Genomic DNA, 25,886 nt, shown 5'->3' with positions numbered 1-25,886 from the left:
TCATTCAATCTCCTCCATTCCGGCTGTCCAGGAGGTTTTATGATTCGTTCGATGCTGTACGCCACGGACCTTGGTCTGTATGCGCCGTATGTGATGCAACATGCACTGGCGCTGGCGCGGACGTTCAAGGCTGACCTGTATGTGATTCACGCGGTTGAACCGATTGGGCTGTTCGCCGAATCGGTGTTGCAGAGCTACCTTGATGAACAGGCCTTGAGTGAGTGGCAGACCCAGGGTTTGAGCACGGTGATGGCGACTATCGAGCAGCGGGTGCTCGACAGCTTTCGCGAGGAGTTGGGAGAGGGTGAGCAGGATTTGAAGTTGATCCGCTCGGTACGGGTGATCCAGGGGGACCCGTGTGAGGTGATTCTCGACCAGTTGCGCAAACTGTCCGTCGACCTGCTGATCGTCGGCAGTCACAGCCATGCCGCGGCGGCCGCCACACCGCTTGGGCGCACCGCTGCACGGGTGCTGCAGCTGTCTAACGTGCCGGTTTATCTGGTGCCTTCCTTACAGCGTCGACGCAGCGATGACGTGTGAGGGATAGAAAATGATAAAAGGTTCTAGATTTATCTGTCTAACCTTTAATATAGTTATATACCGTCGCTGATACCCACGGCGTCTACCTGCTTTGAGGGATACATATGAAGCTTCAACAACTGCGCTACATCTGGGAAGTGGCGCACCACGACCTCAACGTTTCCGCTACCGCTCAAAGCCTTTACACCTCGCAACCGGGTATCAGCAAGCAGATCCGCCTGCTCGAAGACGAGTTGGGCGTCGAAGTGTTCGCGCGCAGCGGCAAGCACCTCACCCGTGTCACCCCGGCCGGTGAACGCATCATCACCACCGCCGGCGAGATCCTGCGCAAAGTCGAGAGCATCAAGCAGATCGCCCAGGAGTTCTCCAACGAGAAGAAAGGCACCCTGTCGATTGCCACTACCCACACCCAGGCGCGTTATGCGTTGCCGCCGGTAATTCGTGATTTTATCAAGCAATACCCGGACGTCGCGCTGCACATGCACCAGGGTTCACCGATGCAGATCGCCGAGATGGCCGCTGACGGCACCGTCGATTTCGCCATCGCCACCGAAGCCCTGGAGCTGTTCGGTGACCTGGTGATGATGCCGTGCTATCGCTGGAACCGTTGCGTGGTCGTGCCCCAAGGCCACCCATTGGCCAAATTGCCGAAGCTGACCCTGGAAGCCCTGGCCGAATACCCGATCGTGACCTACGTCTTCGGTTTCACCGGCCGCTCCAAGCTCGACGAAGCCTTCAGCCATCGGGGCCTGACGCCGAAAGTGGTGTTCACCGCCGCCGACGCCGACGTCATCAAGACCTATGTTCGCCTGGGCCTGGGCGTGGGTATCGTTGCCAAGATGGCAGTCGATACCAACCTCGATAAAGACTTGGTGGTGCTCGATGCCAGCGAGCTGTTCGAGTCCAGCGTGACCAAGATCGGCTTCCGTCGTGGCACCTTCCTGCGGGGCTTCATGTGCGACTTCATCGAGAAGTTCGCGCCGCACCTGACCCGTGAAGTCATGGCCAAGGCGATCCAGTGCCACAACAAACAGGAACTGGAAGAGCTGTTCGACGGCGTGGAATTGCCCGTCCATTAAGGGGGTTATTTGGCCTCGGTAACCGTAAAGTGTTGCCGGGCGCCTGCCACCAGAATCTCCACCTCATCCCCTTCGAACTTGCCCAGCAGGCTTTTGCCCAAGGGTGAGCGTGGGGTGATGACTGTCACCGGTTGCCCGACCACGTCCACCTTCAAACCCGCTGCATCCGGTGCCAGGAACAGCCACTGCTGGCGGCCGTTCTCGTCTTCCAGGCCCAGCAGTGTGCCGACTTCTATGCCACGTTGATCATCGTACCCACGCAGAGGAAGGTTCTGGCACAGCACCAGCGCCTGCTTGATTTCCTCGACGCGCTTGGCTTGTCCGGCTGCCAGATAAGACGCCTCCAGCCCGAGGGTGTCGTATTTGTTCTCGGCGATATTTTCTTCGTGGGTCGCGGTTTCGTAGGCGGTCTGCGCGGCGCGCCGGGCGATGTCGAGGTCGGCGGTGAGCTTTTCCAGGATCATCTGGTGAACAGCGTGTTTATTCATGATCATCAATCGCAGAATTGCAGGACATTGGCCCGGGTCTTTTCATTCGGTGCGTTCTGGTCCTGCTGCAGCCAGAACTGGCATTTTGGGTTGGACAGGTTGCGTGCGTTGTTGCGGGCCTGGTCCAGGGCCTGCTGTTGTTCTTGCTTCTGCAGGTTCTGTTGGTACTGCTCGAACATACGGTTCGGCGGCTCCGGCGCAACCGGCGCAGGTTTACCCAGTTGCTGAACGGCCTGGGCTACAGGCGCCAGGCTTTGCGGGAACAGATAGCGCGACGCCAGCCAGGTGGTCAGTGCAATGGCGATAAACCCCAGCCACACCCCCAGGGCAATGGCGAGCGTGAGCTTGGGCAGCGACAACGAGCGATCAGACATGATGGCCTCCTGGCAGGCATTAACGGCATGGCGGCGATTGTCGCACAGCCACTGTGCAGAATAATCGCGATCAAGCCTTCTGCATCGGCGCATTTATGCGGACAATCGAGCCTTTGAGCGTTGGAGCCCGGAATGAAAGCCCGCTGGGATATTTTTTGCAGCGTCGTCGATAACTACGGCGACATTGGCGTGACCTGGCGCCTGGCCCGGCAATTGGTGGCAGAGCAGGGGTGCGAGGTGCGCTTGTGGGTCGACGACCTGCGCGCCTTCGAGCGTATGTGTCCCGAGATTGATGTGCGTCTTGACCAGCAATGGCAAGAGGGTGTCGATGTGCGCCATTGGCCAGCTGTGTGGTCGAGCGCCCCGGCAGCCGATGTGGTGATCGCCGCCTTCGCCTGCCAGTTGCCGCCTGATTACATGGAAGCCATGGCCGCGCGTGAACGCACGCCTTTGTGGATGAACCTGGATTACCTCAGTGCCGAAGACTGGGTGGTGGGGTGTCATCGGTTGCCGTCTGTGAAGTTCAAGGGCGTGCAGAAGTACTTCTTTTTTCCGGGGTTCCGACCCGGCACGGGGGGGCTGTTACGCGAGGCAGGGTTGCTGGAACAGCGTCAGGCGTTTCAACAGGATGCCGCTGCGCAGCGGCAATTCCTGCAAGCGTTGGGTGTGTTTCCGGCAGCGGGTGTACGGCTGATCTCATTGTTCGCCTACGAAAACGCTGGGCTGGCCAGTTGGCTGGACGTACTCTCGACCGACGGGCATGCCACTCATCTCTTGGTCCCTGAAGGGCGCGTCCTCGGGGATGTGCAGCATTGGCTCGGTGTCGAAGGCCTGTCGGTGGGGGACCTGCATCAGCGCGACGCCCTGACTGTGCAGGTGCTGCCGTTTGTGCGCCAGGAGCAATATGACCGCCTGCTGTGGTGTTGCGACTTCAACGCCGTACGCGGCGAAGACTCGTTCGTGCGCGCCCAATGGGCCGGGCGGCCGCTGTTGTGGCATATCTATCGCCAGGACGAAGACATCCATCTGGACAAGCTCGATGCCTTCCTCGACCTGTACACCGCCGCCCTGTCGCCGGCCGCAAAGGCTGCCCTGGTTGAACTCTGGCAAGCCTGGAACACTGATGGCGATATGGCACAACCGTGGAAAATGCTGCTGGAGCACTGGCCTGAGTTGAGTCAGCACGCGCAGACGTGGTGTCTGGAACAGGGCTTGCAGGCAGATCTTGCGACGGCGCTGGTACAGTTTTATGAAAGTTGGATATGATACGCGACCTTGATTTTTGTAAATCCCATCCAAATTTCGGATATACGCAATGAAAACTGGTAAAGAACTGAAACCCGGTACAGTGATCCGTCTCGAAAACGACCCTTGGCTGGTTCAGAAAGCTGAGTTCACCAAGTCTGGTCGTAACAGCGCAATCATGAAGACCAAGCTGAAGAACCTGCTGACCGGTTACAAAACCGAGATCGTCTACAGCGCCGATGACAAACTGGATGACGTGATCCTCGACCGCAAAGAAGCGACCCTGTCCTTCATCAGCGGCGACACCTACACGTTCATGGACACCACCGACTACACCATGTACGAGCTGAACGCTGAAGATATCGAAGCTGTTCTGCCGTTCATCGAAGAAGGCATGGAAGACGTCTGCGAAGCTATTTTCTTCGAAGAGCGCCTGGTTTCCGTAGAGCTGCCGACCACTATCGTGCGTAAGGTTGCCTACACCGAAGGTTCCGCTCGCGGCGACACTTCGGGCAAAGTGATGAAGCCTGCCAAACTGAGCAACGGTACCGAACTGCAAGTAGCCGATTTCATCGAAATCGACGACCTGATCGAGATCGACACCCGCGAAGGTGGTTCGTACAAAGGTCGCGCCAAGAAGTAATTCTGGCCTCGCCGATACGAAAAAAGCCCGACCTTGCGTCGGGCTTTTTCGTGAGCGCTGCTTTTTACTTCAGGTGCTGCTTCAGCTCGTCCGATGCCTGCAGCAAGGCCGAACGCACGGCTGGTACCTGGCTGACCACATTGAGCAAACCGTAGTCGTGGATCATGCCGTTATAGCGCACGGCCGTCACGGGAACCCCGGCCTGGTCCAGCTTGCGCGCATAGGCTTCGCCTTCGTCACGCAATACATCGGCACCGGCAGTCTGAATCAGCGCGGGCGGCAAGCCCTTGAGCTGATCCGTGGTCGCCCGCAACGGCGAGGCGTAGATCTCGGCCCGCTGGTTGGCGTCGGTGGTGTAGTTGTCCCAGAACCACTTCATCATGTTCCTGGTGAGGAAGTGCCCTTCGGCGTACTGGTTGTAGGACGCCGTCTCGAAGTTGGCATCGGTCACCGGCCACAACAGCAACTGGAACTTGATCGCGGGTGTGCCCTTGTCCTTCGCCATCAGGCTGACGACGGCTGCCATATTGCCGCCGACACTATTGCCCGCGACCGCCAGGCGTTTGCCGTCGACGTTGATGTCCTTGCCATGCTCGGCGACCCACTTGGTTGCGCCGTAGGCCTGGTTGATCGCCACCGGGTAGTGCGCTTCCGGTGAAGGCGTGTAGTTGACGAAGACCGCCACGGCTCCCGAACCCACCACCAGATCGCGCACCAGGCGCTCGTGAGTCGGGTAATCCCCCAAGACCCAGCCGCCGCCGTGAAAGAACATGAACACCGGCAATGTGCCCTTGACCCCGGCTGGCCGCACGATGGTCAGGTCCAGCGGCTGGCCATCGACCTGAATGGTCTTCTGGCTCACGTCCGCCTTGGGCAGGGTCAACTTCACACTGGCCTGGGCACCCGTCAGTACGGCGCGGGCTTCCTTGGGCGTCAGTTGTTCCATCGGTTTGCCGGTGCCGGCGTTCAACACATCCAGGAAGGCCTGGGTGTTGTGTTCAACGTCGCCATTGGCGGCGAAAGCGTGAGTGACGGACAGGGCGAGCAGGCTGCCGGTCAGCACTTTGGCAAATGTGTTCATGTTCTTCTCCAGTGACATCGGCAGGGGTTAGACGGTTACGTGCAGGCGCACATCGACGTTGCCACGGGTGGCGTTGGAGTACGGGCAGACTTGGTGAGCGGCGTCGACCAGGCTTTGCGCGTCGTCCTGGGCCAGGCCTGGCAGGCTGACGTGCAGGTCGATATCCAGGCCGAAACCACCAGGGATCTGGCCGATGCCGACGTGGGCAGTGATGGAGGCATCATCCGGGATTTTGCGTTTGGTCTGGCTGGCGACGAATTTCAGGGCGCCGATAAAGCAGGCCGAGTAACCGGCGGCGAACAGTTGTTCCGGGTTGGTAGCCTGGCCGCCGGCTCCGCCCAATTCTTTGGGGGTGGAGAGTTTGACGTCGAGGATGTTGTCGCTGGAAACAGCGCGACCATCACGGCCGCCGGTGGCGGTGGCTACTGCGGTATAGAGCGTTTGCATGGTGTCGTCCTCTTGGTTATTAGCGCTAAAGTTTTGTGCGCTAAGTAGTTGGTGGAGCAAATGTATAGCGCTAATGTTTTGCGCGCAATATAAATGTGTAAATATTTTTTCAGTCGCTGCAAACCAATGTGGGAGGGGGCTTGCTCCCGATAGCGGTGTTTCAGTCAAAAGATTCGTCGACTGATAAACCGTCATCGGGAGCAAGCCCCCTCCCACATGTTGAGTGTTTTGCTGTGTTTAGATCGCGTTCTGCAGGTTGCCCCGCAACGCGAGCAAGTCAGCCTGCAGCTTGCGCAATTGGTCCAGCTCCAAACCGCTGGCGCCGAGAATGCACTGTGGAATACCCATGGCCTTTTCCTGCAAGGCACGCCCAGCGCCGGTCAGTTCCACCACCACCACGCGCTCATCTTCACGGCTGCGGGTGCGGCTGAGCAGGCCTTCGGCTTCCAGGCGCTTGAGCAGTGGCGTCAGGGAGCCCGGGTCGGTCAGCAGGCGGCTGCTGATTTCGCCGACGGTCAAACCATCTTCTTCCCACAGCACCATCATGGCCAGGTACTGCGGGTAGGTCAGACCGAGGGCTTGCAGCAGCGGTTTGTAGACCTTGGTCATCAGCAGCGATGTGGAGTGCAGGGCGAAACACAGTTGATTGTCCAGCAACAGGGAATCGCACGCGGTGGGATTTTTGCTCATGGTGGTGCCTCAAAAAAAGCGTGTCTACGCTGGAATCTAGCGGGCAAATCTTTAATGCGCCAGATAATTCTGTCCCAGCGGTCAGACCAACCCGCTTTGCAGGGCCAGATCCCAAGGCGGCACGGGGCTGAATCGGGACTTGAGGTATTCCAGCAACAAGCGGCTGCGCGCATTGGGCTGCTGTTCCAGCCGCAGTGCGTAGATCCCGGTGGTCTCCGGGCTGGGCAGGCCGTCCTCGCAAAACAGCGGCAGCAATTCCCCGCGCACCAGGTATTCACTGGCCAGCCAGGTGGGAAGATGGGCGATGCCCAGCCCGGCGAGAGCGCCCGATAGCAGCGCTTCAGCGTTGTTGGCGCTCATGCGGATGCGCCGCGGGCGATGCGTTGCACGTCGCCCGTCCAACTCAAAGCGCCACGCGAACATCGGCGCCAGGCCGTCCCAATCCAGGCCGTCATGCTCGCTCAATTCGCGGGGGTGAGCCGGGGTGCCACGGCTTTTCAGGTAGGCCGGGCTGGCGCAGGCGATACGCACGATACTGGCCAGGGGCGTGGCGATCAGCCGTGTATCGACGATATGCCCGGCGCGCAGCACCAAGTCGACCTTGCCCAAGTGCGCGCCCTGCATATCGACAAAACTATCGATCAGATGCAGGTGCACATCCAATCCGGGGTAAACGTTCAAGAAGTCGGCAATCACCGGCGCCAGGTGCCGGCGACCGAACGCTGCCGGTGCATCCACGCGAATCAGCCCTTCCGGCGCATGACTCAGGGAAGCGGCCTCTGCCCGTGCGAGTTGCAACTCGCTGACAATCCGCCGTGCCCGTTCAGCGAAGGCCAGGCCCGCCGGGGTCGGCACCACCGCGTGGGTGCTGCGCTGGAACAAGCGGCTGCCCACGGAGCTTTCCAGGCTGTCGATGCGCCGCGCCACCGCCGAGGGTGTCAGCGGATGGCGACGTGCTGCGGCGGAAAAGCTGCCCGTTTCCAATACATCCAGAAACAGGCTCAGTTGATCGGTCAGCGTATTGGGATTCATCGGTACGCGCTTATGCGAGATTGGCATAGCCATTGTGCGTTGCTGTGCGTTTCCGCGCCAGAGTCGACTGCGTAGCATGCAGGTCTTGAGAATGGGGAGTAGCGAGCGGTGTTGGATTTAGCGGTGTACCTGGTATTGGGCGTGGCCCTCGGCACGGTGGGTGGCCTGTTTGGTATTGGCGGTGGGTTGATTGCGATCCCGGTACTCGGCGTATGGTTCGGCCTGGACCAACAACTTGCCCAAGGCACGGCGTTGGTCATGGTGGTGCCGAACGTGATGCTCGCCCTGTGGCGTTACCACCAGCGCAATCGCATCGAACTGCGGCACGCGCTGCCCTTGGGCATCATGGGGTTCAGCTTTGCCTGGCTTGGTTCGATCTGGGCCGTGGGGCTCGACGCAGGTGCCATGCGCATCGGCTTTATTGTGTTCCTGCTGACGCTTTCGGCTTACAACCTGCTGCGTATGTTCACGCGGAATGCGCCGCCGACGGCACACATGCGTTACTCCTGGCCTTGGCTTGGCGTGTTGGGCGCGGCGTCCGGTTCCATGGGCGGTTTGTTCGGGGTTGGCGGCGCGGTGGTGGCCACTCCCGTGCTCACAAGCCTGTTCGGCACCACCCAGGTCGTCGCCCAAGGTTTGTCCCTGGCCTTGGCGTTGCCCAGCACGGGTGTGACGCTGGTCACCTATGCCTGGCACCACGAGGTGGACTGGATGATCGGCGTGCCGCTCGCCGTCGGCGGCCTGCTCAGTATCAGCTGGGGCGTGAAGGTTGCCCATGCGTTGCCGGAGCGTGTCTTGCGCGGCCTGTTTTGCGGCTTCCTGGTGGTGTGTGCGGTGATGCTGACGTTTAAAGTCTGAAGCCTTCGACGATGTATTCGGCCAGGCATTCGGTGATGGGCGAGGTCATTTGCGGATTGCGCAGCAAGTGCAGATTCATAGAGGGCAGCGCTGGGAAACCCTCGTCGCTGCCGAGTACGCGCAAGTCTTCAGTCACCAGGCTTTCCATGCAGATCATGGCAGCCAGGCCGGCACTCACCACTGCCAGGATCGCCGCGACGTTGGTGCTGTGATACGCCAGGCGATAATCCCGCCCGGTTGCATCCAGTGCGGCCTGGGTCCACTGCGTGTATACGCAGTCGGCACCGGACACCGCCAGGGGCACGGCATCGTGCTCTTCCACACAAAAACATGGCGCCGCTGCCCATACCATGCGCTCTGTGCGCAAAAGCTCGCCGATTTCCTTGCCAGGCTCGCGGCTGATAACGGTCAGCGCCAGATCCCGTCGCTGCATCAGCACCGTTGACGACTCGCAATGCAGCTCGATCTGGATCAGCGGGTAGGCCTTGGAGAACCGCTTGAGGATCCCTGGAAGGAAACGCATCACGTAGTCGTCCGGCGTACCGATACGTACCAACCCCACCATATGCGGCTCGCGTAGGGTGTTGAACACCTCGCTGTGGAGCTTCAAGATGCGCCGCGCATAACCCAGCAACACCTGGCCCTCGGGCGTCAGCCGCACCTGCCTGCCATCGCGCTCGAACAGCTTGCGCTGCAACACGTCTTCTTCCAGACGCTTCATCTGCATGCTCACCGCCGATTGGGTGCGGTTAACCAGTTCACCGGCGCGGGTGAAACCGCCCTGGTCGGCGATGGCGACGAAGGTACGCAGCACTTCAGTGTCGATGCTCGGGTAGCCGGACAATTGATCAATCTCCGAGATGTGTTGCATAAGAAACATTCGTTGGATTGATCATATTGCACGGCACACACTTGCGTCATCCCCACTGGAGGGCGAGAAGATGAAAGGTCAGAAAGGTTTCGTGTTGATCACCAAACGGCCGTTTTCCAGGCTGCTGCAAGTGGTATTGCGTTGGCAGGTGTTGCGCCACGAACGGCAGGTGCTGGCAAGCATGAACGATGATGCGCTCAAGGACATCGGCCTCAGCCGTGCCGATGTGGAGCGTGAGAGCCATCGGCATTTCTGGGAAGATCCACTGCGAAAATGACCCCGGATGCAGTAGGGTAGGTCGCGAGCATTCAAGGAGATTCCCATGCCCGCCGACTTGTCCTTTTCCCTCAAGCAAGCTCGACGCATGGCGCTGGCGGCCCAGGGATTTTCAGGGCGCCAGGCGCCTGCGCTGATAAAAGCTGCGCACCTCAACCGCGTGATCGAGCGCTTGGGCGTGTTGCAGATTGACTCGGTCAATGCGCTGGTGCGCTCTCACTACTTGCCGCTGTTTTCCCGCCTGGGCAATTACTCCCCATTGATGCTTGAACAAGCGGCCTGGAGCCAGGGCCGACGACGCTCGTTGTTTGAGTATTGGGGGCACGAGGCCTCGCTGCTGCCAATGGCGTTGTACCCGTTGATGCGTTGGCGTATGGAGCGAGCGCAGCAGGGGCGCGGCATCTATTCGCAGATGGCGCGCTTCGGTCGTGAGCAACAGGCCACGATCCAGCGCGTTTTGCAGACCGTCGAACAGCAGGGCGCGCTCGGCGCGGGCAGTTTGTCGACCCGCGAAGAGCGGGCCGGACCCTGGTGGGACTGGAGCGATGAAAAGCATGCGCTTGAGTGGCTGTTCGCCGCCGGCCTGGTTACCGTTGCCGGCAGGCGTGGTTTCGAGCGGCTCTATGACTTGCCCGAGCGCGTCATCCCTGGCGACATCCTCCAGCAGGTGCCGTTGACCGAGGCCGAGGCCCAACGTGGCCTGTTGCTGCACAGCGCCACCGCCTTGGGTGTAGGTACCGAAAAAGACCTACGCGACTACTTCCGTCTTGACCCCGCCGACAGTCGCAGTCGCCTGGCGGAATTGGTCGAGGACGGGCACTTGCAGGTTTGCCAGGTGCAAGGCTGGAAGCAGGCAGCCTACTGTCTGCCCGAGCCCAAAGTGCCGCGCAAGGTGTCGGCCAGCGCACTGCTGTCGCCCTTCGACTCGCTGGTCTGGGAGCGCAGCCGTACCGAGCGCCTGTTCGATTTCCGCTACCGGCTGGAGATCTACACCCCGCAAGACAAACGGGTGTACGGCTACTACGTGCTGCCGTTTTTGCACAACGAGCGGATCGCCGCACGTATCGACCTGCGGGCCGAACGCGCCAACGGACGCCTGGCCGTGCATGCGGTGCATGAGGAAGAGCCGGGGCTGGATGAGAAGGGGATGTTGGTGCTGGCGTTGAACCTGCGGCAAATGGCCGACTGGCTGGGGCTCGAACATATCCAGCTCAATTGCCAGCGGCCGAGTGCCGACCGCTTGCGGTTAGCCATGCTGCACTTGTAGGAGGAAGGTACTTTCGTGGCGAGCGGGCTTGCCCCGCGTTGGGCTGCGAAGCAGCCCCAGTGGATCACTGTATTAGTTCTGGCAGAATTGCGGCGTGGGTTTTGGGGTGGCTTCGCCACCCAACGCGGGGCAAGCCCGCTCGCCACACGGGGCTTTGTTGCCACAGGAAGCCCTATTTCAAAACGTCTGCTAGCGTTTGACCTGCTTCAATGTCTCGGCAATCAGGAACGCCAACTCCAGCGACTGATCGGCGTTCATCCGTGGGTCGCAGTGGGTGTGGTAGCGGTCCGACAAGCCATCTTCGGTGATCGGCCGCGCGCCGCCGATGCACTCGGTGACGTTCTGCCCGGTCATCTCGATATGAATCCCGCCGGCATACGTGCCCTCGGCCTGGTGGACCTGGAAGAACTCCTTGACCTCGCCGAGGATCTGCGCGAAGTCGCGGGTCTTGTAGCCGCTGCTGGCCTTGATGGTGTTGCCGTGCATCGGATCGGAGCTCCACAGCACCTGCTTGCCTTCGCGCTGCACGGCGCGTATCAGGTTGGGCAGGTGGTCGCCGACCTTGCCTGCACCCATGCGCGCGATCAGGTTGAGGCGGCCGGGGTCGTTGTCGGGGTTGAGGATGTCGATCAGACGGATCAGGTCATCGGGGTTCATGCTCGGGCCGACTTTGACGCCGATCGGGTTATTCACCCCGCGCAGGAATTCGACATGAGCGCCATCCAACTGACGGGTGCGGTCGCCGATCCACAGCATGTGGGCCGAGCAGTCGTAGTAGTCGTTGGTCAGGCTGTCGCGGCGCACGAAGGCTTGTTCGTAGTTGAGCAGCAGCGCTTCATGGGCGGTGAAGAAGCTGGTTTCGCGTAACTGCGGCGAGCTGTCCATGCCGCAGGCGCGCATGAAAGCCAGCGTTTCGTCGATGCGGTCGGCCAACTGGCTGTATTTTTCGGCCAGGGCGGAGTTGGCGATAAAGTCCAGGTTCCACTTGTGCACCTGGTGCAGGTCGGCAAAACCGCCCTGGGCGAAGGCGCGCAGCAGGTTGAGGGTGGCGGTGGACTGGTGGTAGGACTGCAGCAGGCGGTCCGGGTCCGGCACGCGGCTTTTTTCGTCGAAGCCGATGCCGTTGACGATATCGCCACGGTAGGCGGGCAGGGTGATGCCGTCGATGGTCTCATCGTTGGCCGAGCGCGGCTTGGCGAACTGGCCGGCCATGCGCCCGACTTTCACCACCGGGCAGCCGGCGGCGAAGGTCATCACGATTGCCATCTGCAACAGCACCTTGAAGGTGTCGCGGATTTTTGCGGCGGAGAACTCGGCAAAGCTCTCGGCGCAGTCGCCACCTTGCAGCAGGAACGCGCGACCTTGGGTCACCTCGGCAAACTGACGGCGCAACTCGCGGGCTTCCCCGGCAAACACCAGCGGCGGATAGCTGGCCAGGCTCTGCTCCACTTGCAACAAGTGCGCAGCGTCCGGGTACTGGGGTTGTTGCTGGATTGGCAGGGCGCGCCAGCTGTCGGGGCTCCAGGGTTGGCTCATCATGAACTCGATTGGGTGGTTGACGGTCGGGCGTCAATGTTATCAGCAATTAGTGCGTGACCTGTTGCCGCCGGTTGGCCGACAATCGCGCCTTTGCCGTGCGGTAAACCCTTTAGGAGTTGTGATGACCGAGGAGCGTGTCGAGCGCCTGCTGGCCGAAGTCCATGATGATTTCGGCATGATCCGTGTGCTTGAGGTTGCCGATTACCGGTTTCTCGAGTTTGGCGATGCCATCGAGCAAAGCTGCGTGTTCACCGCTGACCCGAGCTGGCTGGAGTACGACTACACCCGCGCGATGCTGATCGGCGCGTTGTGCCATGAGCAGCCGGAGAGCGCGCTGTTCCTCGGCCTGGGGGCCGGGACGTTGACCCAGGCCTGCCTCAAGTTCCTGCCTCTGGAAGACGTCGAAGCTATCGAGCTGCGCCCCGATGTGCCGCGCCTGGCCATCGAATACCTGGGGCTGGATGATGATCCGCGCTTGTATATCCGCATCGGCGACGCCCTGGAGCTGTTGGAGACCGCTGAATCGGCCGACCTGATTTTCGTCGACCTCTACACCGATGTCGGCCCGGGCGTCGGACACCTGGCCTGGACGTTCCTGGAAAACTGCCAGAAGAAACTCAACCCCGGCGGTTGGCTGGTGATCAACCAGTGGGCGACCGATGATGGCAAACCCTTGGGCGCGGCGTTGCTGCGTGGTTTGTACCACCGGCATTACTGGGAACTACCGGTGAAGGAGGGCAATGTGATCCTGTTGGTGCCTTCGGAGCTGGACCAGGCGCTGGATCTTGATGCGCTCTGGGCCCGCGCCGAAGCCCTGGCACCGCAATTGGGGTATTCGTTGCAGGCGTTGATCAAGGCGATTCGGCCGGCTACGTAGTCGCCTGTGCCGACGCCATCGGGGGCAACTCGAATCGTCGCACCACACCTCCCACACTTGGAACTCATTTCAAATGTGGGAGGGGGCTTGCCCCCGATAGCGTCGGTACAGGCGACTCAAATGCCCTTGAACACCCCCGGCCGCTTCTCGACCATCGCGCGCACGCCTTCCTTGGCATCCTCGCTGTTCAGCAATTGATCCACCATCGGCGGCAGCGCAGCGGCCGCAACGGTTTCGCCTTCCATCCGTGCCAGGCGGGCCGACATCAAGGTGGCCTGGACGCCAAGCGGTGCCTGGCGCGCGATGCGACTGGCCAGCTCGATGGCGCGGGGCAGAAGGTCTTCACTGGCCATGACTTCCTGCACCAAACCCAGGCGCAGGGCTTCATGGGCGTCGAACTCATCGCCGGTGAGCAGCCAGCGCATGGCGTTGCCCCAGCCGGCGATCTGATGAAAACGCAATGTCGCGCCTCCAAACGGAAAAATCCCACGTTGCACTTCCATCTGTGCAAAGCGTGTATTGCTCGCGCACAGATTGATATCTGCAGCGAGCATCAACTCGATACCGATGGTCAGGCAGTAGCCTTGGGCGGCGACGATCACCGGTTTGCTGATCCTGGGGCCTGCGAAAACGCCCCAAGGGTCACAGCCTCCCAGCGGCGGTTGCCAGCCGCCTGCCATTACCCCGCTGACATTGGCCAGGTCCAGGCCGGCGGTGAAGTGGTCGCCATGGGCAAATACAACGGCCACCCGTGCGTCATCATTTCGATCAAATTCGCCATAAGCCAGGCTGAGCTCATTGAGCAAGTCCAGGTCAAAGGCGTTGCGCTTGGCGACCCGATCCAGGCCCAACAACAGGACATGACCCTGCAGTTCACGGCTGACGCGACTACTGCTGGCTTGATTCATCGGACGTGTCCTCGGACGGGGGAAAAGTTTCAGACCAATGGAAGGTGAACCGTTTAAGCGTCATGACCAGCAGGGCCGGGCCTTTGAAAAATAGACCCTGCCGCGCTTATCTGCAAAGACTGTGATGCCGTGCGGTTTATCGGCGCCTGGCGATAAAAAAAGCTCCCTTTTTCAGGTATTTCCGGTATAGTGCGCGCCGGCCTTTAACCGGGCCGCGTTTAGGTAGTGCAATTCCCCGAAGTCAGCTTCGGCTGCGCGTCCGCACAGCGGACTCTCCCTTGACGAATCTTTTTCATTCATTCGTTTTCGCAAATCCCCGCCGACAAAGCAGCCAGGGCGACTCTTGAGTCTCAACACGGCATGCGCAGCTTTGGAGCATGGGTCTTTGCGGATGCACTTAGAGGCAGACCCATGACCCAGGAAACCGGCGGCTTCGCCGCTTTTAATCTTAACCCGAACATTCTCGCTGCCGTCATCGCGACCGGCTACGAAGAACCTTCGGCGATTCAGCAGCAATCGATCCCGATCATCATGGCCGGCCAGGACATGATTGGCCAGGCGCAAACCGGTACCGGTAAAACCGCCGCGTTCGCCCTGCCTATCCTGCACTGCATCGATCCTGCCAAGCGCGAACCGCAAGCCCTGATCCTGGCGCCAACTCGTGAGTTGGCGCTGCAAGTAGCAACCGCTTTTGAAACCTACGCCAAGCAAATGCCAGGCGTTACCGTTGTTGCCGTTTACGGCGGCGCGCCGATGGGCCCGCAACTGAAAGCCATCCGTAATGGCGCTCAGATCGTTGTCGCCACCCCGGGCCGTCTGTGCGACCACCTGCGTCGTGACGAGAAAGTCCTGTCGACCGTGAACCACCTGGTTCTGGACGAAGCCGACGAAATGTTGAAGCTGGGCTTCATGGATGACCTGGAAGTCATCTTCAAGGCGCTGCCACCGACCCGTCAGACCGTGCTGTTCTCGGCCACCCTGCCACAGTCGATCCGTGCCATTGCCGAACGCCACCTGCGCGATCCGCAACACGTGAAGATCCAGACCAAGACTCAGACCGTTACCGCGATCGAACAGGCTCACCTGTTGGTTCACGCTGACCAGAAGACCTCGGCTGTATTGAGCCTGCTGGAAGTCGAAGACTTCGACGCCCTGATCATGTTCGTGCGTACCAAGCAAGCGACCCTGGACCTGGCCAGTGCCCTGGAAGCCAAAGGCTACAAAGCCGCTGCGCTGAACGGTGACATCGCCCAGAACCAACGTGAGCGCGTGATCGACTCCCTCAAGGATGGCCGTCTGGACATCGTTGTTGCGACCGACGTAGCCGCTCGTGGTCTCGACGTTCCGCGTATCACCCACGTGTTCAACGTTGACATGCCTTACGATCCAGAGTCCTACGTTCACCGTATCGGCCGTACCGGCCGTGCCGGTCGCGAAGGTCGTGCACTGCTGCTGGTGACTCCACGTGAGCGCCGCATGCTGCAAGTGATCGAGCGTGTAACCGGTCAGAAAGTGGCTGAAGTCCGCCTGCCGGATGCCCAGGCCGTTCTCGATGCCCGCATCAAGAAACTGACCAACAGCCTGTCGCCACTGGTGGCTGACGCTGAATCGACCCACGGCGACCTGCTGGACCGCCTGACCGCCGATATCGGTTGCACTCCACGCGCCCTGGCCGCAGCCCTGCTGCGCAAGGCTACCAACGGTCAGGCCCTGACCCTGGCAGCCATCGAGAAAGAGCGCCCGCTGGTGCCGAACAACGCGCCGCGCGGTGATCGTCCAGAACGTACCGGCGACCGTCCGGACCGTGGCGATCGTGAGCGTCGTGCTCCGGTTCCATTGGCTGAAGGCCGTGCTCGTTGCCGTACCGCGCTGGGCGCGCGTGATGGTATCGCTGCCAAGAACCTGCTGGGCGCTATCCTCAACGAGGGTGGCCTGGCACGTGAAGCCATCGGTCGCATCCAGGTCCGTGACAGCTTCTCCCTGGTGGAGTTGCCGGAAGACGGTCTGGAAAAACTGCTGACCAAGCTGAAAGACACTCGCGTTGCCGGCAAGCAATTGAAGCTGCGTCGTTACCGCGAAGATTGATCCGCCCCTGGGCTGATTGATCGCACATAAAAAATCCCCGACTGGTTCGGGGATTTTTTTGTCCGGTGTTAACCGAAGCGGTAGATGTCCATGCCCAGCGCGCCCATGGTGAACCCTTGATGCGCCACGCTGAAGTCACCCCCAGCGCCGCGCGCAAAGTACAACGGCAACAAATGTTCATCGCTGGGATGGCTGCGCACGGCGTGTGGCGCCTGGCGACGGTAATCATGCAACGCCGCTTCGTCGTTGGCAGCGAGTGTGTCCACTACCCAGTCGCGGAAATCGCGTGCCCAGGGTTCGATACTCTCAGGTCCGGCCTGCCAGTTCAGCTCGCCCAGGTTGTGGGTGATGCTGCCGGAGCCGATCAACAGTACGCCCTGTTCGCGCAAGCTGGCCAAGGCTTGCCCGACGCGGGTTTGCAGGGCAGGGCCCATGCGACTGGGCAAGGAGACTTGCACCACTGGAATGTCCGCTGCCGGGTACATCAGCGAGAGCGGCACCCAGGTGCCATGGTCAAACGGGCGGCGCTCATCGATTCGCGCATTCAAGCCGTCGGCATGAAGCAGGTCGACGATTTGGTTGGCCAATTGCGGGTCGCCCGGCGCCGGGTACTGCACGGCGAACAGCTCGCGGGGGAAACCGCCGAAGTCGTGCCAGGTCTCGGGCGCAGCGCTGCCGCTGACCAGCAGTTCCTGGCTTTCCCAATGCGCCGACACCACCACAATTGCCTTCGGCCGTGGCAGTTCAGCGGCCAGGCGCTGCAGGGCAGGGCCGCTGGCGCCGGGTTGCAGGGCAAGCATGGGTGATCCGTGGGAGATAAACAGGCTGGGTAACATAAGGAAGGTCCTGAGGTTTAACATGGGCCCATCTTCAATCAGATCATTGATCTAAATCTAATATAAGTTTTAGCGCTTTTTGATCGAATTCTCGGAGGTGATTTCATGGAGCCCAAATTTTGGCAGGAGCGCTGGGCGCGTAATCAGATCGGCTTTCACTTGCCCGAAGTTAACCCTTACCTGCTGCGTTATTGGCCTTCGCTGACCCTTGCTCAGGGCGCCAAGGTGCTGGTGCCGCTGTGCGGCAAAAGCCTGGACCTGATGTGGCTGGCCAGCAACGGCTATCACGTACTCGGCGTTGAACTGTCGGAGCAGGCGGTTGATGCGTTTTTCCGCGAGCAGAACCTGACGCCGCGAATCACTTGGCACGGCGTATTCAAGGTGTACCAGGCCGATTTGATCGAGATATGGTGCGGCGATTTCTTTGCCTTGGATGCTGGGGCACTGGCTGATTGCACGGCGCTTTACGACCGTGCCGCACTGATTGCCTTGCCGCCGCTGATGCGTGCGCAGTACGCCGAGCAGTTGAACAGCCTGTTGCGGCCGGGCTGCCAGGGGCTGCTGATCACCCTGGACTATGACCAGACGCAAAAAACCGGCCCACCCTTTGCGGTGACGGACGATGAGGTGAAGGTACTGCTGGGTTTGCAGTGGTGCCTGGAGGTGCTCGAAGCTCAGGATATTCTGGATGAGAGCTGGAAGTTCGTGCAGGACGGTGTCACGCGCCTCGAAGAGCGCGCTTATCGGCTCACCAAGGTGTAAAACCCGCGCACAAAAAAGGGGCGATCCAATCGCCCCTTTTGCATTACCGGGTATCAGCCCAGGCGACGCAGCGCGTCGATACGCTCTTCCAGCGGCGGGTGGCTCATGAACATGCGAGCCAGGCCCTGCTTGACGCCGCCGTTGATGCCAAAGGCGGTCAGGCTGTCGGGCATATGCACCGGCAGGCCCTGTTCGGAGCGCAAGCGCTGCAGCGCACTGATCATTGCACTGGTGCCAGCCAGACGTGCGCCGGCTTCGTCTGCGCGGAACTCTCGTTTGCGCGAGAACCACATCACAATCGCGCTGGCCAGGAAGCCCAGTACCACTTCGGCAAAGATGGTCGCTACAAAGTAGGCGATACCGCGGCCGCCTTCGTTCTTGAAGATCACCTTGTCGACAAAATTGCCGATGATCCGCGCGAAGAACATCACGAAGGTGTTCACCACGCCTTGCACCAGCGCGAGGGTAATCATGTCGCCGTTGGCTACGTGGCCAATCTCGTGGGCGAGTACCGCCTTCACTTCATCGGGTGAAAAACGTTCGAGCAGCCCTTGGCTGACCGCCACGAGGGCGTCGTTCTTGTTCCAGCCCGTTGCAAAGGCATTGGCCTCGTAAGCAGGGAAAATCCCGACTTCGGGCATTTTAATACCTGCTTCTTGAGACAACTGCTCCACGGTTTGCATCAGCCATTGTTCATGGCGCGTGCGTGGTTGAGTGATGATCTGGGTGCTGGTGCTCATCTTCGCCATCCACTTGGAGATGAACAGCGAGAACAGCGAGCCTGCAAAACCAAAGACCGCACAGAAAATCAGCAGCTGATTGAGGTTCAGATCAACCCCGTTGGCCGCCATGAACCCGTTGAAGCCGAAGAGGCTCAGGGTGATGCTGGCAATCAGCACGACCGCCAGGTTGGTGGCCAAGAACAGCAGGATGCGCATCATGGTTGTAGAGTTCTCCTCATGCTTAATATGTCGCGTACTGCGGGGTATATAAGGTGCGGCTTAGGGTGATTCAACCGAGCGACTATTTCAAACTGTGTCCTACAGCTTGAATGTACAGTCTTGAAGGGATTTTCCGATGAGGAATGCCACCCGTGAAATGCCACTTTTTGCCTTGGGGCCCCGTAACTACAGGGTTTTGTGGATGTGGAGTCACAAGTGCAGCGCGGGGAGAACAGATAGCCAGAGAAGTGTTGCCAGATAATCGCCGTACGACCGAATGTCGGTCGTACGGCGCCGCACCGCTACTGGCGATAGGACTTGAGGAAGTTGCCAATTCGGCCAATCGCCATGTCCAGGTCATCCACGCGCGGCAAGGTCACCACACGGAAGTGATCCGGCCACGGCCAGTTGAACGCCGTGCCCTGGACCACCAGCAGCTTTTCCGACAGCAGCAGGTCGAGCACGAACTTCTCGTCGTTGAGGATCGGGCAGACCTTCGGGTCGATCCTTGGGAAGGCGTACAGCGCGCCCATGGGCTTCACGCAGCTCACGCCCGGGATCGCATTGAGCAGCTCCCACGTACGGTTGCGCTGTTCCAGCAGGCGGCCCTGGGGCAGGATCAGGTCATTGATGCTCTGGTAGCCGCCGAGGGCGGTCTGGATCGCATGCTGGCTCGGCACGTTGGCGCACAGGCGCATGTTGGCCAGCATGTCGATGCCTTCGATGTAGCTCTGGGCGTTGTGCTTGGGCCCGGAAATGGCGATCCAGCCGGAGCGGAAGCCCGCCACGCGGTAGGACTTGGACAGACCGTTAAAGGTCAGGCACAGCAGGTCCGGCGCCAGGGAGCCGGTGCAGATATGCACCGCATCGTCGTAGAGGATCTTGTCGTAGATCTCGTCGGAGAACACCACCAGGTTGTGCTGGCGTGCCAGCTCGAGCATGCCCAGCAGCACTTCCTTGGAATACACGGCGCCGGTGGGGTTGTTCGGGTTGATGATCACCAGGGCCTTGGTGTTCGGTGTGATCTTGGCCTTGATGTCGGCCAGGTCCGGGAACCAGTCGGCGCCCTCGTCGCACAGGTAGTGCACCGGGTGGCCGCCGGCCAGGGTCACGGCGGCGGTCCACAGTGGGTAGTCCGGTGCCGGCACCAGCACTTCGTCACCGTTGTTGAGCAGGGCCTGCATGGACATCACGATCAGCTCGGATACGCCATTACCCAGGTAGATGTCTTCGATGCCGACGCCTTCGACCTGCTTCTGCTGGTAGTACTGCATCACGGCCTTGCGCGCGCTGAACAGGCCTTTGGAATCGCTGTAGCCCTGGGCGGTGGGCAGGTTGCGGATCACATCCTGGAGGATTTCCTCCGGCGCTTCGAAACCAAAGGGCGCCGGGTTGCCAATGTTCAGCTTGAGGATGCGATGACCTTCCTCTTCCAGGCGCTTGGCGTGCTTGAGCACTGGGCCGCGAATGTCGTAGCAGACGTTGGCGAGCTTGTTCGATTTGCTGACCTGCATGGCGATGTGATCCTGAAAATGAACGATCCAGACGGTATGGGCACTACCGTACTGTGAATGCTGCAAGGTCCGCACCCATAAATACGTTTGAATGCCGGTAGCGCGGGTGCCAGACTGGCGTTTTGAAGAGGCGCAATCATACGTGCCGCCTGATCCGTGGAAAAGATACAGATCAGGCTTTTTCAGTTGCCGAGGTGTACCGATGGAAAAGTTGCAGAAAACCGTTGAAGAATGGAAGGCAATGCTCGATCCAGAGCAGTACAACGTGTGCCGCCTCAAGGGCACCGAGCGTCCTTTCAGCGGTAAGTACAATGAGACCAAGACTGAGGGTGTGTATCACTGCATCTGCTGCAATGAGCCGCTGTTCGATTCGACCACCAAGTTTGATTCCGGCTGCGGCTGGCCCAGCTTCTACGCGCCGATCGCCGACAGCGCGATGATCGAGATCCGTGACGTCAGCCACGGCATGATCCGCACCGAAGTGACCTGCGCCAAATGCGATGCGCACCTCGGGCATGTGTTCCCGGACGGTCCGCCGCCGACGGGGCTGCGTTATTGCATCAACTCGGTGTGCCTGGACCTTGTACCCCGTTAACTCGACTGACGGCGGGCCTCTGTAGGTGCGAGCAAGCCCGCTCCTACAGAGTGTTGATGGGATGCCATCAGTCTGGTCAATTAAATTGCACACAATTGAATTGCCTACTATGTTTCACCTTCTTCCCCCTTTATCGAGGCACTGCCATGAGCAACAACCTGCTGAGTATCCCTTGCACCACCATCAAGGGTGAGCAAAAGACCTTGGCGGATTTCGCCGGCAAGGCCGTCCTCGTGGTCAACACCGCCAGCAAATGCGGCTTCACCCCGCAGTACAAGGGCCTGGAGCAACTTTGGCAGCAGTACAAGGACCAGGGCCTGGTGGTGCTGGGCTTCCCTTGCAACCAGTTCGGCAAGCAGGAGCCCGGTGACGAAGGTGCGATTTCCGAATTCTGCGAGCTGAACTTCGGTGTCAGCTTCCCGTTGTTCAAGAAGATCGACGTCAATGGCAGTGATGCCCATCCACTGTTCGTGCAACTGAAAAAACAGGCGCCCGGACTGCTGGGCTCCAAAGGCATCAAGTGGAACTTCACCAAGTTCCTCATCGGCCGCGACGGCCAGGTGGTCAAGCGCTTCGGTCCTGCCACCAAGCCGCAGGACTTGACCCAAGAGATCGAAGCCTTGCTCAAATGACCGACCTGCCCAGCGTGTCCCTGGCCCTGAACAACCAGCTGTGTTTCAAGCTCTACGCAGCGTCACGCGCTGTCACCCGCGCCTACAAGCCGATGCTCGACCAGTTGGGCCTGACCTACCCGCAATATGTGGTGATGCTGGTGTTATGGGAGTGGCACGCCACGCCTGCGCTGCAGCCGACGGTCAAGGCCTTGGGTGAACGCCTGATGCTCGACTCGGGCACGCTGACGCCGCTGCTCAAGCGCCTTGAGCAGCTTGAGTTAGTGAAGCGCCGGCGCAGTGCCAGGGATGAGCGTGAAGTGCATTTGAGCCTGAGCGCGGCCGGTGTGCAACTGCGGGACCAGGCCCATGGTTTGAAGACCCGCTTGTTGTGTGATCGCGGCATCGACCTGAATCAAGCCGATGCCTTGCGCGATGGCCTCGACCAGTTGCTTGCGCAGCTTAAAGACTTGTCGTCCCAGGCACCCACAAGTCCAGCAGCGCATTGAGTTCTTCGCGGCGGAACGGCTTGGCCAGGTAGTCATTCATCCCCGCCGCACGGCAGCGCTCGCGTTCTTCGGACAGGGCGTTGGCGGTCAATGCGACAATCGGCAGGTCCGGCCAGCGCCCGCTGCGACGAATCTGCCGGCTGGCCTCATAGCCATCCATCACCGGCATGTTGCAGTCCATCAGCACCATATCGAAGCGCTGTTCTTCAAGAAACTTGAGTGCTTCGCCACCATGGGCGGCGACAATCACTTCGCAGCCCAGCTTGCTGAGCATACCCTTGGCCACCAGTTGGTTGACCGGGTTGTCCTCCACCAGCAGGATGCGCGCCCGATGTGCGAGTGGCGCGGCATCCAGTTGGATTGGGTCAGGCATCAGATGTGCGTCGGTGCGTAAGTTGCGGTGCAGGATCTGGTACAGCGCGTTGCGGCTCAAGGGGCGCGCCTGTTGGTGCAGCGGCGCGAGTGCTGCCACTTCTTCGCTGGGCATGAAATTGCCATAGGCGGTCACCAGCAGGATGGGTGTGGTAATGCCCGGTCGTATGCGGAACAGGCATTCCGGGCAGTCGGTAATCAGCAGGTCAGGCGTTTGCCCGCTCAAGTCGTCTTCCATGGTGAAACAACGGGGGGCCAGTCCCCAGCTGGGCAGCAGGGTCGTGAGCAACTCTGTCAGGCCGCTGCCGGCGTTGGTGATGGCGATGACCTCACCTTTGAGCGGCGGTGGCTGCAAGGCGGGCAAGTGGGCAGGCAGTGGCAGGTCGGCGCAGAACTGGCTGCCAAAGCCCACTTCCGAGCTGATACTCAAACGCCCCTTCATCGCTTCGCACAGGTTGTGCGTCAGCGCCAGGCCCAGGCCCGTCCCACCAAACTGGCGAGTGATACCTGCGCCTGCCTGGGTGAACGGTTGGAAGATTTTCACCTGGGCCTCCTGCGCAATGCCGATGCCGGTATCGCAGACTTCAATGCGCACCCCGCCGTCGTGGGTACGCAGGCGCACATCAACCCGACCAAAGCGCGTGAACTTCAGGGCGTTGGAGAGTAGGTTGCTGACAATCTGCCGCACACGGGTCGGGTCACCCAGCACGTGGGCCGGGAACTGCGGGTCGATCAGGCAGCTCAGTTCCACGCTCGGTGCGGCGTTCTGCGATAACAGGTTGGCGGTGTCTTCCACCAGTGCGCCCAAGTCGAACGGGATGCGCTCCAACTCCAACTGGCCGGCGTCGAACTTGGACAGGTCGAGAATATCGTTGAGTAACTCCACCAGCACTTTGCCGGAGTCATGGGCGATAGACAGTTGCTGGCGTTGCTCGGCGTTCAACGGACTGTCCAGCGATAGCGCGATCATGCCCAGCAGGCCGTTGAGCGGGGTGCGGATTTCGTGGCTCATATTCGCCAGGAAGGCCGCCCGGGCCTGGGCCATGCCCAATGCCTTCATCTTCGCCGCTTCCAGTTCATCGTTGGACTGGGTCAGTCGCTGGTTGCTGGCCTTGAGTTCAAGGGTGCGCGCGGAAACGATGTCTTCCAGTTGCCCCAAGTATTCAGTCAGCCGGTCTTCGGCGTGGCGGCGCTGCTGGATTTCGGTTTCCATGTTTTCGAATTGCTGGTTGGCGACGTTTACCAGCACGCCGATTTCATCGTGCTCATGCCCTGGCGGGCAGTCCAGGCGTGCCTGATTGCGTGTGCTCAGCTCACGAATAATGCGCACCAGTGGCTGGGTCAGCATCACGTAGAACAGGCCCAGCAAAATCCCGGTCAGCAGCAGGCTGCGCACGAACCCGTTGAGCAGGGTGATCTCAGCGCGGCGTAGGAACCGGCTACCAAAGGCGTAGGTGTCGACGTCCAGACGCAGTACACCAAGTGACTCATTGGGCATGTGGCCCAGGAACAGTTTGTCTTCGAACTGACGGTTGGCGCCAAACATAAAGTCACTGATAGGCCGGTAGGTACTTTCCTTGCGTGGTCGGTCGACATCGGCCAGTACCACGCCGTTGTTGTCGATCAACTGCGCGCGAATGATGGCGGGGGAGTGCAGCAGGCCCAGGGTCAGTTCCTGGGCCAGTTCGGCATCGATGTTGTAGGCGATACGTGACGCGGGGTTATGGCTGATTTCGATCAGCGAACGTATTTCGCGGTTGATGGATGCGTCTTCGCTGGCATAATCAATGCCGATTTGGATCAGGCTGAGTAAGGTTCCCAAGACGAAACCGACCAGCACAGTCAATCTGGCTTGTTTATAAGACAAGCGGTGGGCGAACTTGATATCCATTGAGTGTTGAACCACTTCACGTTTCCCTTCGCCCGGCAAGCATAGCTGAACATCCACAAGCTAACGCTTGCCCGGCATGAATCGTTTTTTACGCAGCCCCAAGCGGTCTGTCGCAGGGTTGCCAATACGCCATCTTTTGCAAGAACTTGCCAGAGGAATAATCGTGGATTCTCGATTGAGTGCTTTTCTAGAGCGAGCCGATGCAGTGCTCGCTCGCCTGGAACCCTTGTTGCCCGCGCCACGCCAAACCATCGACTGGAATCAGTGCCTGGCCGCCCGTTGGCAACGTGAGGGCCGCAGTGGTTTCCTGTTGCCGCTGGACGTGAGCCTGGACATGCGCCTGTCCGACCTGATCGGCGTAGACAAGCAACGTGAAACCCTTGCGCGTAACACCCAGCAGTTTCTGGATGGCCTGCCTGCCAACCATGCGTTGCTGTGGGGGTCGCGGGGCACCGGTAAATCGTCCATGGTCCGCGCTTTGCTCGCCCAGCACGCCAAGGCCGGTTTGCGCCTGATCGAAATCGAGCGTGACCATCTGGCCGATCTGCCGCGCGTGGTTGAGCAACTGCTCAAGTTGCCGCAACGTTTCATCCTGTTCTGCGACGACTTGTCGTTCGAAGCCGGCGAAGGTGACTATCGGGTACTCAAGAGCGTGCTGGACGGCTCCCTGGAGCAGGCGCCTGAAAACGTGCTGTTGTATGCCACGTCCAACCGCCGCCATCTGGTGCCGGAAAACCAGAGCGACAACGATAACTGGAAGCGCGTGGACGGTGAGTTGCACCCGAGCGAGGCGGTGGAAGACAAGATTGCCCTGTCCGACCGCTTTGGCTTGTGGCTATCGTTCTACCCGTTCACCCAGGAACATTTCCTGGACGTGGTCGAGCACTGGATCGGTGAGCTGGCGAACAAGGCGGGTTTGCAGTGGCAGCGCGATGAGGCCCTCGATATTCTCGCCGTGCGCTGGGCTACCGGGCGCGGCAACCGCAACGGTCGCTGCGCGTATCAATTCGCCCGTTACTGGGTGGGTCTCAAATTGCTGGAGCGTCAACCATGATCGATTTACAACAAGCCGGTACCGGCCTCGGTGGCTATGCCCTGCTGGGTGCCCAGCTGGAGTCGCTGCTGGCCGATGAGCGCGATTTCATCGCCAACAGCGCCCAGTTTTCCGCTTTCCTGTTCAGCCAGCTGGGTGACCTGAACTGGGCGGGCTTTTACCTCAACCGCAATGAAGAGCTGGTGCTTGGCCCGTTCCAGGGGCAGATCGCCTGTGTGCGTATTCCGTTCGGCCGTGGGGTGTGCGGCGCGGCCGCGTCCTCGCGGCAAACCCAGCGAGTAGACGATGTTCACGCATTTCCCGGGCATATCGCCTGTGACAGCGCGTCCAATAGCGAACTGGTGGTGCCACTGGTCAAGGACGGCACATTGATTGGTGTCCTTGACCTCGATAGCCCGTCGTTGGCCCGCTTTACCCCTCAGGACCAGGCCGGTATCGAACAGCTGGCGGCGATTTTCCTGCGCTTGACCGACTGCTGATCAAATAGGGGGCGCGCCCGCC

At 60.3% G+C, this 25,886-nt stretch carries 28 protein-coding genes; 15 read left to right on the top strand and 13 right to left on the bottom strand.

The features are described from left to right. Positions 1 to 39 precede the first annotated feature (39 nt). Both FBY10_RS23420 and cysB read left to right on the top strand, forming a co-directional pair. Positions 40 to 540: a universal stress protein gene (locus FBY10_RS23420; RefSeq protein ID WP_131699527.1), complete on the top strand. Its 501-nt coding sequence runs from the start codon at positions 40 to 42 to the stop codon at positions 538 to 540. Between the two features lie 104 nt (positions 541 to 644). Then, entirely contained in the window at positions 645 to 1,619 is a 975-nt protein-coding gene (cysB, locus tag FBY10_RS23415; RefSeq protein ID WP_003189876.1) for an HTH-type transcriptional regulator CysB, read from the top strand. Positions 1,620 to 1,624: 5 nt separating this feature from the next. Here the strand turns inward: cysB and FBY10_RS23410 are convergent, their stop codons facing one another. Together FBY10_RS23410 and FBY10_RS23405 are read right to left on the bottom strand one after the other, a co-directional pair. Continuing rightward, a complete protein-coding gene (locus FBY10_RS23410) occupies positions 1,625 to 2,107 on the bottom strand; it encodes a GreA/GreB family elongation factor (protein WP_131699526.1) in 483 nt (160 codons plus the stop codon). A 5-nt stretch (positions 2,108 to 2,112) separates the two neighbouring features. Further along, positions 2,113 to 2,481, bottom strand: coding sequence for a hypothetical protein (locus FBY10_RS23405; RefSeq protein WP_131699525.1), 369 nt, complete (start codon positions 2,479 to 2,481; stop codon positions 2,113 to 2,115). 132 nt (positions 2,482 to 2,613) lie between these two features. On the opposite strand from FBY10_RS23405, the gene earP reads away from it, so the two are divergent. Both earP and FBY10_RS23395 read left to right on the top strand, forming a co-directional pair. Further along, a complete protein-coding gene (gene earP / locus FBY10_RS23400; RefSeq protein WP_145338085.1) occupies positions 2,614 to 3,747 on the top strand; it encodes an elongation factor P maturation arginine rhamnosyltransferase EarP in 1,134 nt (377 codons plus the stop codon). A 49-nt stretch (positions 3,748 to 3,796) separates the two neighbouring features. Continuing rightward, positions 3,797 to 4,369, top strand: a complete 573-nt coding sequence (locus FBY10_RS23395) for an elongation factor P (protein ID WP_003172723.1) — start codon at positions 3,797 to 3,799, stop codon at positions 4,367 to 4,369. Between the two features lie 64 nt (positions 4,370 to 4,433). Here the strand turns inward: FBY10_RS23395 and FBY10_RS23390 are convergent, their stop codons facing one another. The 4 genes from FBY10_RS23390 to FBY10_RS23375 all read right to left on the bottom strand — a co-directional run bounded on the left by FBY10_RS23390 (position 4,434) and on the right by FBY10_RS23375 (position 7,619). Next, positions 4,434 to 5,450, bottom strand: a complete 1,017-nt coding sequence (locus tag FBY10_RS23390; protein WP_145338084.1) for an alpha/beta hydrolase — start codon at positions 5,448 to 5,450, stop codon at positions 4,434 to 4,436. A 27-nt stretch (positions 5,451 to 5,477) separates the two neighbouring features. Continuing rightward, on the bottom strand, positions 5,478 to 5,897 hold the full coding sequence (locus FBY10_RS23385) for an organic hydroperoxide resistance protein (RefSeq protein WP_034126737.1): 420 nt from the start codon (positions 5,895 to 5,897) through the stop codon (positions 5,478 to 5,480). 237 nt (positions 5,898 to 6,134) lie between these two features. Beyond that, positions 6,135 to 6,587: a MarR family winged helix-turn-helix transcriptional regulator gene (locus FBY10_RS23380; protein ID WP_131699522.1), complete on the bottom strand. Its 453-nt coding sequence runs from the start codon at positions 6,585 to 6,587 to the stop codon at positions 6,135 to 6,137. 81 nt (positions 6,588 to 6,668) lie between these two features. Beyond that, entirely contained in the window at positions 6,669 to 7,619 is a 951-nt protein-coding gene (locus FBY10_RS23375) for a LysR family transcriptional regulator (protein WP_145338083.1), read from the bottom strand. A gap of 108 nt (positions 7,620 to 7,727) precedes the next feature. Here FBY10_RS23375 and FBY10_RS23370 point away from each other — a divergent pair, with 108 nt between their 5' ends. Then, the gene (locus tag FBY10_RS23370; protein WP_131699520.1) at positions 7,728 to 8,477 is read left to right on the top strand and encodes a sulfite exporter TauE/SafE family protein; all 750 of its coding nucleotides are present in this window, start codon (positions 7,728 to 7,730) and stop codon (positions 8,475 to 8,477) included. Here FBY10_RS23370 and FBY10_RS23365 read toward each other — a convergent pair. Next, on the bottom strand, positions 8,467 to 9,348 hold the full coding sequence (locus FBY10_RS23365) for a LysR substrate-binding domain-containing protein (protein ID WP_131699519.1): 882 nt from the start codon (positions 9,346 to 9,348) through the stop codon (positions 8,467 to 8,469). The genes FBY10_RS23370 and FBY10_RS23365 overlap by 11 nt on opposite strands. Before the next feature lie 70 nt (positions 9,349 to 9,418). On the opposite strand from FBY10_RS23365, the gene FBY10_RS23360 reads away from it, so the two are divergent. After that, entirely contained in the window at positions 9,419 to 9,625 is a 207-nt protein-coding gene (locus FBY10_RS23360; protein ID WP_237683153.1) for a DUF1127 domain-containing protein, read from the top strand. A gap of 45 nt (positions 9,626 to 9,670) precedes the next feature. Then, entirely contained in the window at positions 9,671 to 10,891 is a 1,221-nt protein-coding gene (locus tag FBY10_RS23355; protein WP_145338082.1) for a winged helix-turn-helix domain-containing protein, read from the top strand. 189 nt (positions 10,892 to 11,080) lie between these two features. Here the strand turns inward: FBY10_RS23355 and FBY10_RS23350 are convergent, their stop codons facing one another. Then, positions 11,081 to 12,427, bottom strand: a complete 1,347-nt coding sequence (locus tag FBY10_RS23350) for a class II 3-deoxy-7-phosphoheptulonate synthase (protein ID WP_053130664.1) — start codon at positions 12,425 to 12,427, stop codon at positions 11,081 to 11,083. Between the two features lie 124 nt (positions 12,428 to 12,551). Between FBY10_RS23350 and FBY10_RS23345 the strand changes: the two genes are divergently transcribed. Next, positions 12,552 to 13,307: a spermidine synthase gene (locus tag FBY10_RS23345; RefSeq protein ID WP_145338081.1), complete on the top strand. Its 756-nt coding sequence runs from the start codon at positions 12,552 to 12,554 to the stop codon at positions 13,305 to 13,307. 116 nt (positions 13,308 to 13,423) lie between these two features. Here FBY10_RS23345 and FBY10_RS23340 read toward each other — a convergent pair whose 3' ends face one another. After that, entirely contained in the window at positions 13,424 to 14,215 is a 792-nt protein-coding gene (locus FBY10_RS23340) for a crotonase/enoyl-CoA hydratase family protein (RefSeq protein ID WP_145338080.1), read from the bottom strand. A gap of 411 nt (positions 14,216 to 14,626) precedes the next feature. Between FBY10_RS23340 and FBY10_RS23330 the strand changes: the two genes are divergently transcribed. Beyond that, positions 14,627 to 16,300 (top strand): DEAD/DEAH box helicase, encoded by a 1,674-nt coding sequence (locus FBY10_RS23330; RefSeq protein WP_027606997.1) that lies wholly within the window; start codon positions 14,627 to 14,629, stop codon positions 16,298 to 16,300. Between the two features lie 68 nt (positions 16,301 to 16,368). Here the strand turns inward: FBY10_RS23330 and FBY10_RS23325 are convergent, their stop codons facing one another. Next, positions 16,369 to 17,136 carry a class III extradiol ring-cleavage dioxygenase gene (locus tag FBY10_RS23325; protein ID WP_145338079.1) on the bottom strand — a complete coding sequence of 256 codons (768 nt, stop codon included), beginning with the start codon at positions 17,134 to 17,136 and terminating at the stop codon, positions 16,369 to 16,371. A gap of 105 nt (positions 17,137 to 17,241) precedes the next feature. Between FBY10_RS23325 and FBY10_RS23320 the strand changes: the two genes are divergently transcribed. Further along, entirely contained in the window at positions 17,242 to 17,898 is a 657-nt protein-coding gene (locus FBY10_RS23320; protein ID WP_145338078.1) for a thiopurine S-methyltransferase, read from the top strand. Positions 17,899 to 17,951: 53 nt separating this feature from the next. Here the strand turns inward: FBY10_RS23320 and htpX are convergent, their stop codons facing one another. Then, the gene (gene htpX, locus FBY10_RS23315) at positions 17,952 to 18,839 is read right to left on the bottom strand and encodes a protease HtpX (RefSeq protein WP_145338077.1); all 888 of its coding nucleotides are present in this window, start codon (positions 18,837 to 18,839) and stop codon (positions 17,952 to 17,954) included. A gap of 302 nt (positions 18,840 to 19,141) precedes the next feature. Further along, positions 19,142 to 20,353: a pyridoxal phosphate-dependent aminotransferase gene (locus FBY10_RS23310; RefSeq protein ID WP_145338075.1), complete on the bottom strand. Its 1,212-nt coding sequence runs from the start codon at positions 20,351 to 20,353 to the stop codon at positions 19,142 to 19,144. A gap of 202 nt (positions 20,354 to 20,555) precedes the next feature. Here FBY10_RS23310 and msrB point away from each other — a divergent pair, with 202 nt between their 5' ends. From msrB to FBY10_RS23295, 3 genes are all read left to right on the top strand, one after another. Next, positions 20,556 to 20,948 carry a peptide-methionine (R)-S-oxide reductase MsrB gene (msrB, locus tag FBY10_RS23305; RefSeq protein ID WP_131699511.1) on the top strand — a complete coding sequence of 131 codons (393 nt, stop codon included), beginning with the start codon at positions 20,556 to 20,558 and terminating at the stop codon, positions 20,946 to 20,948. 146 nt (positions 20,949 to 21,094) lie between these two features. Continuing rightward, a complete protein-coding gene (locus FBY10_RS23300) occupies positions 21,095 to 21,580 on the top strand; it encodes a glutathione peroxidase (RefSeq protein ID WP_027607003.1) in 486 nt (161 codons plus the stop codon). Beyond that, positions 21,577 to 22,068, top strand: coding sequence for a MarR family winged helix-turn-helix transcriptional regulator (locus FBY10_RS23295; RefSeq protein ID WP_131699510.1), 492 nt, complete (start codon positions 21,577 to 21,579; stop codon positions 22,066 to 22,068). Before FBY10_RS23300 ends, FBY10_RS23295 begins: the two co-directional genes overlap by 4 nt. On the opposite strand, the gene FBY10_RS23290 is transcribed toward FBY10_RS23295, so the two are convergent. Further along, a complete protein-coding gene (locus tag FBY10_RS23290; protein ID WP_145338073.1) occupies positions 22,022 to 24,331 on the bottom strand; it encodes a response regulator in 2,310 nt (769 codons plus the stop codon). The two genes, FBY10_RS23295 and FBY10_RS23290, sit on opposite strands and share 47 nt — an antisense overlap. Before the next feature lie 163 nt (positions 24,332 to 24,494). Here FBY10_RS23290 and FBY10_RS23285 point away from each other — a divergent pair, with 163 nt between their 5' ends. After that, complete coding sequence (locus FBY10_RS23285; RefSeq protein ID WP_131699508.1) at positions 24,495 to 25,385, top strand: ATP-binding protein; 891 nt, start codon at positions 24,495 to 24,497, stop codon at positions 25,383 to 25,385. Beyond that, positions 25,382 to 25,864, top strand: coding sequence for a GAF domain-containing protein (locus FBY10_RS23280; RefSeq protein WP_145338071.1), 483 nt, complete (start codon positions 25,382 to 25,384; stop codon positions 25,862 to 25,864). The genes FBY10_RS23285 and FBY10_RS23280 overlap by 4 nt, the downstream gene beginning before the upstream one ends. Positions 25,865 to 25,886: the final 22 nt, after the last annotated feature.

The sequence above is a fragment of the Pseudomonas sp. SJZ103 genome (assembly GCF_007828335.1).
Taxonomy (GTDB): domain Bacteria; phylum Pseudomonadota; class Gammaproteobacteria; order Pseudomonadales; family Pseudomonadaceae; genus Aquipseudomonas.
This window is presented reverse-complemented; position numbering and strand designations above follow the sequence as displayed.

Bases quoted from the DNA above. Each gene is read 5' to 3' on its own strand.
- earP (WP_145338085.1), top strand. From the start codon at position 2,614: ATGAAAGCCCGCTGGGATATTTTTTGCAGCGTCGTCGATAACTACGGC.
- FBY10_RS23325 (WP_145338079.1), bottom strand. From the start codon at position 17,136: ATGTTACCCAGCCTGTTTATCTCCCACGGATCACCCATGCTTGCCCTG.
- FBY10_RS23375 (WP_145338083.1), bottom strand. From the start codon at position 7,619: ATGAATCCCAATACGCTGACCGATCAACTGAGCCTGTTTCTGGATGTA.
- FBY10_RS23350 (WP_053130664.1), bottom strand. From the start codon at position 12,427: ATGAGCCAACCCTGGAGCCCCGACAGCTGGCGCGCCCTGCCAATCCAG.
- FBY10_RS23345 (WP_145338081.1), top strand. From the start codon at position 12,552: ATGACCGAGGAGCGTGTCGAGCGCCTGCTGGCCGAAGTCCATGATGAT.
- FBY10_RS23280 (WP_145338071.1), top strand. From the start codon at position 25,382: ATGATCGATTTACAACAAGCCGGTACCGGCCTCGGTGGCTATGCCCTG.
- FBY10_RS23300 (WP_027607003.1), top strand. From the start codon at position 21,095: ATGAGCAACAACCTGCTGAGTATCCCTTGCACCACCATCAAGGGTGAG.
- FBY10_RS23420 (WP_131699527.1), top strand. From the start codon at position 40: ATGATTCGTTCGATGCTGTACGCCACGGACCTTGGTCTGTATGCGCCG.
- FBY10_RS23390 (WP_145338084.1), bottom strand. From the start codon at position 5,450: ATGAACACATTTGCCAAAGTGCTGACCGGCAGCCTGCTCGCCCTGTCC.
- FBY10_RS23340 (WP_145338080.1), bottom strand. From the start codon at position 14,215: ATGAATCAAGCCAGCAGTAGTCGCGTCAGCCGTGAACTGCAGGGTCAT.
- FBY10_RS23395 (WP_003172723.1), top strand. From the start codon at position 3,797: ATGAAAACTGGTAAAGAACTGAAACCCGGTACAGTGATCCGTCTCGAA.
- FBY10_RS23365 (WP_131699519.1), bottom strand. From the start codon at position 9,348: ATGCAACACATCTCGGAGATTGATCAATTGTCCGGCTACCCGAGCATC.
- FBY10_RS23320 (WP_145338078.1), top strand. From the start codon at position 17,242: ATGGAGCCCAAATTTTGGCAGGAGCGCTGGGCGCGTAATCAGATCGGC.
- htpX (WP_145338077.1), bottom strand. From the start codon at position 18,839: ATGATGCGCATCCTGCTGTTCTTGGCCACCAACCTGGCGGTCGTGCTG.
- msrB (WP_131699511.1), top strand. From the start codon at position 20,556: ATGGAAAAGTTGCAGAAAACCGTTGAAGAATGGAAGGCAATGCTCGAT.
- cysB (WP_003189876.1), top strand. From the start codon at position 645: ATGAAGCTTCAACAACTGCGCTACATCTGGGAAGTGGCGCACCACGAC.
- FBY10_RS23385 (WP_034126737.1), bottom strand. From the start codon at position 5,897: ATGCAAACGCTCTATACCGCAGTAGCCACCGCCACCGGCGGCCGTGAT.
- FBY10_RS23295 (WP_131699510.1), top strand. From the start codon at position 21,577: ATGACCGACCTGCCCAGCGTGTCCCTGGCCCTGAACAACCAGCTGTGT.
- FBY10_RS23360 (WP_237683153.1), top strand. From the start codon at position 9,419: ATGAAAGGTCAGAAAGGTTTCGTGTTGATCACCAAACGGCCGTTTTCC.
- FBY10_RS23310 (WP_145338075.1), bottom strand. From the start codon at position 20,353: ATGCAGGTCAGCAAATCGAACAAGCTCGCCAACGTCTGCTACGACATT.
- FBY10_RS23380 (WP_131699522.1), bottom strand. From the start codon at position 6,587: ATGAGCAAAAATCCCACCGCGTGCGATTCCCTGTTGCTGGACAATCAA.
- FBY10_RS23290 (WP_145338073.1), bottom strand. From the start codon at position 24,331: ATGGATATCAAGTTCGCCCACCGCTTGTCTTATAAACAAGCCAGATTG.
- FBY10_RS23355 (WP_145338082.1), top strand. From the start codon at position 9,671: ATGCCCGCCGACTTGTCCTTTTCCCTCAAGCAAGCTCGACGCATGGCG.
- FBY10_RS23330 (WP_027606997.1), top strand. From the start codon at position 14,627: ATGACCCAGGAAACCGGCGGCTTCGCCGCTTTTAATCTTAACCCGAAC.
- FBY10_RS23410 (WP_131699526.1), bottom strand. From the start codon at position 2,107: ATGAATAAACACGCTGTTCACCAGATGATCCTGGAAAAGCTCACCGCC.
- FBY10_RS23405 (WP_131699525.1), bottom strand. From the start codon at position 2,481: ATGTCTGATCGCTCGTTGTCGCTGCCCAAGCTCACGCTCGCCATTGCC.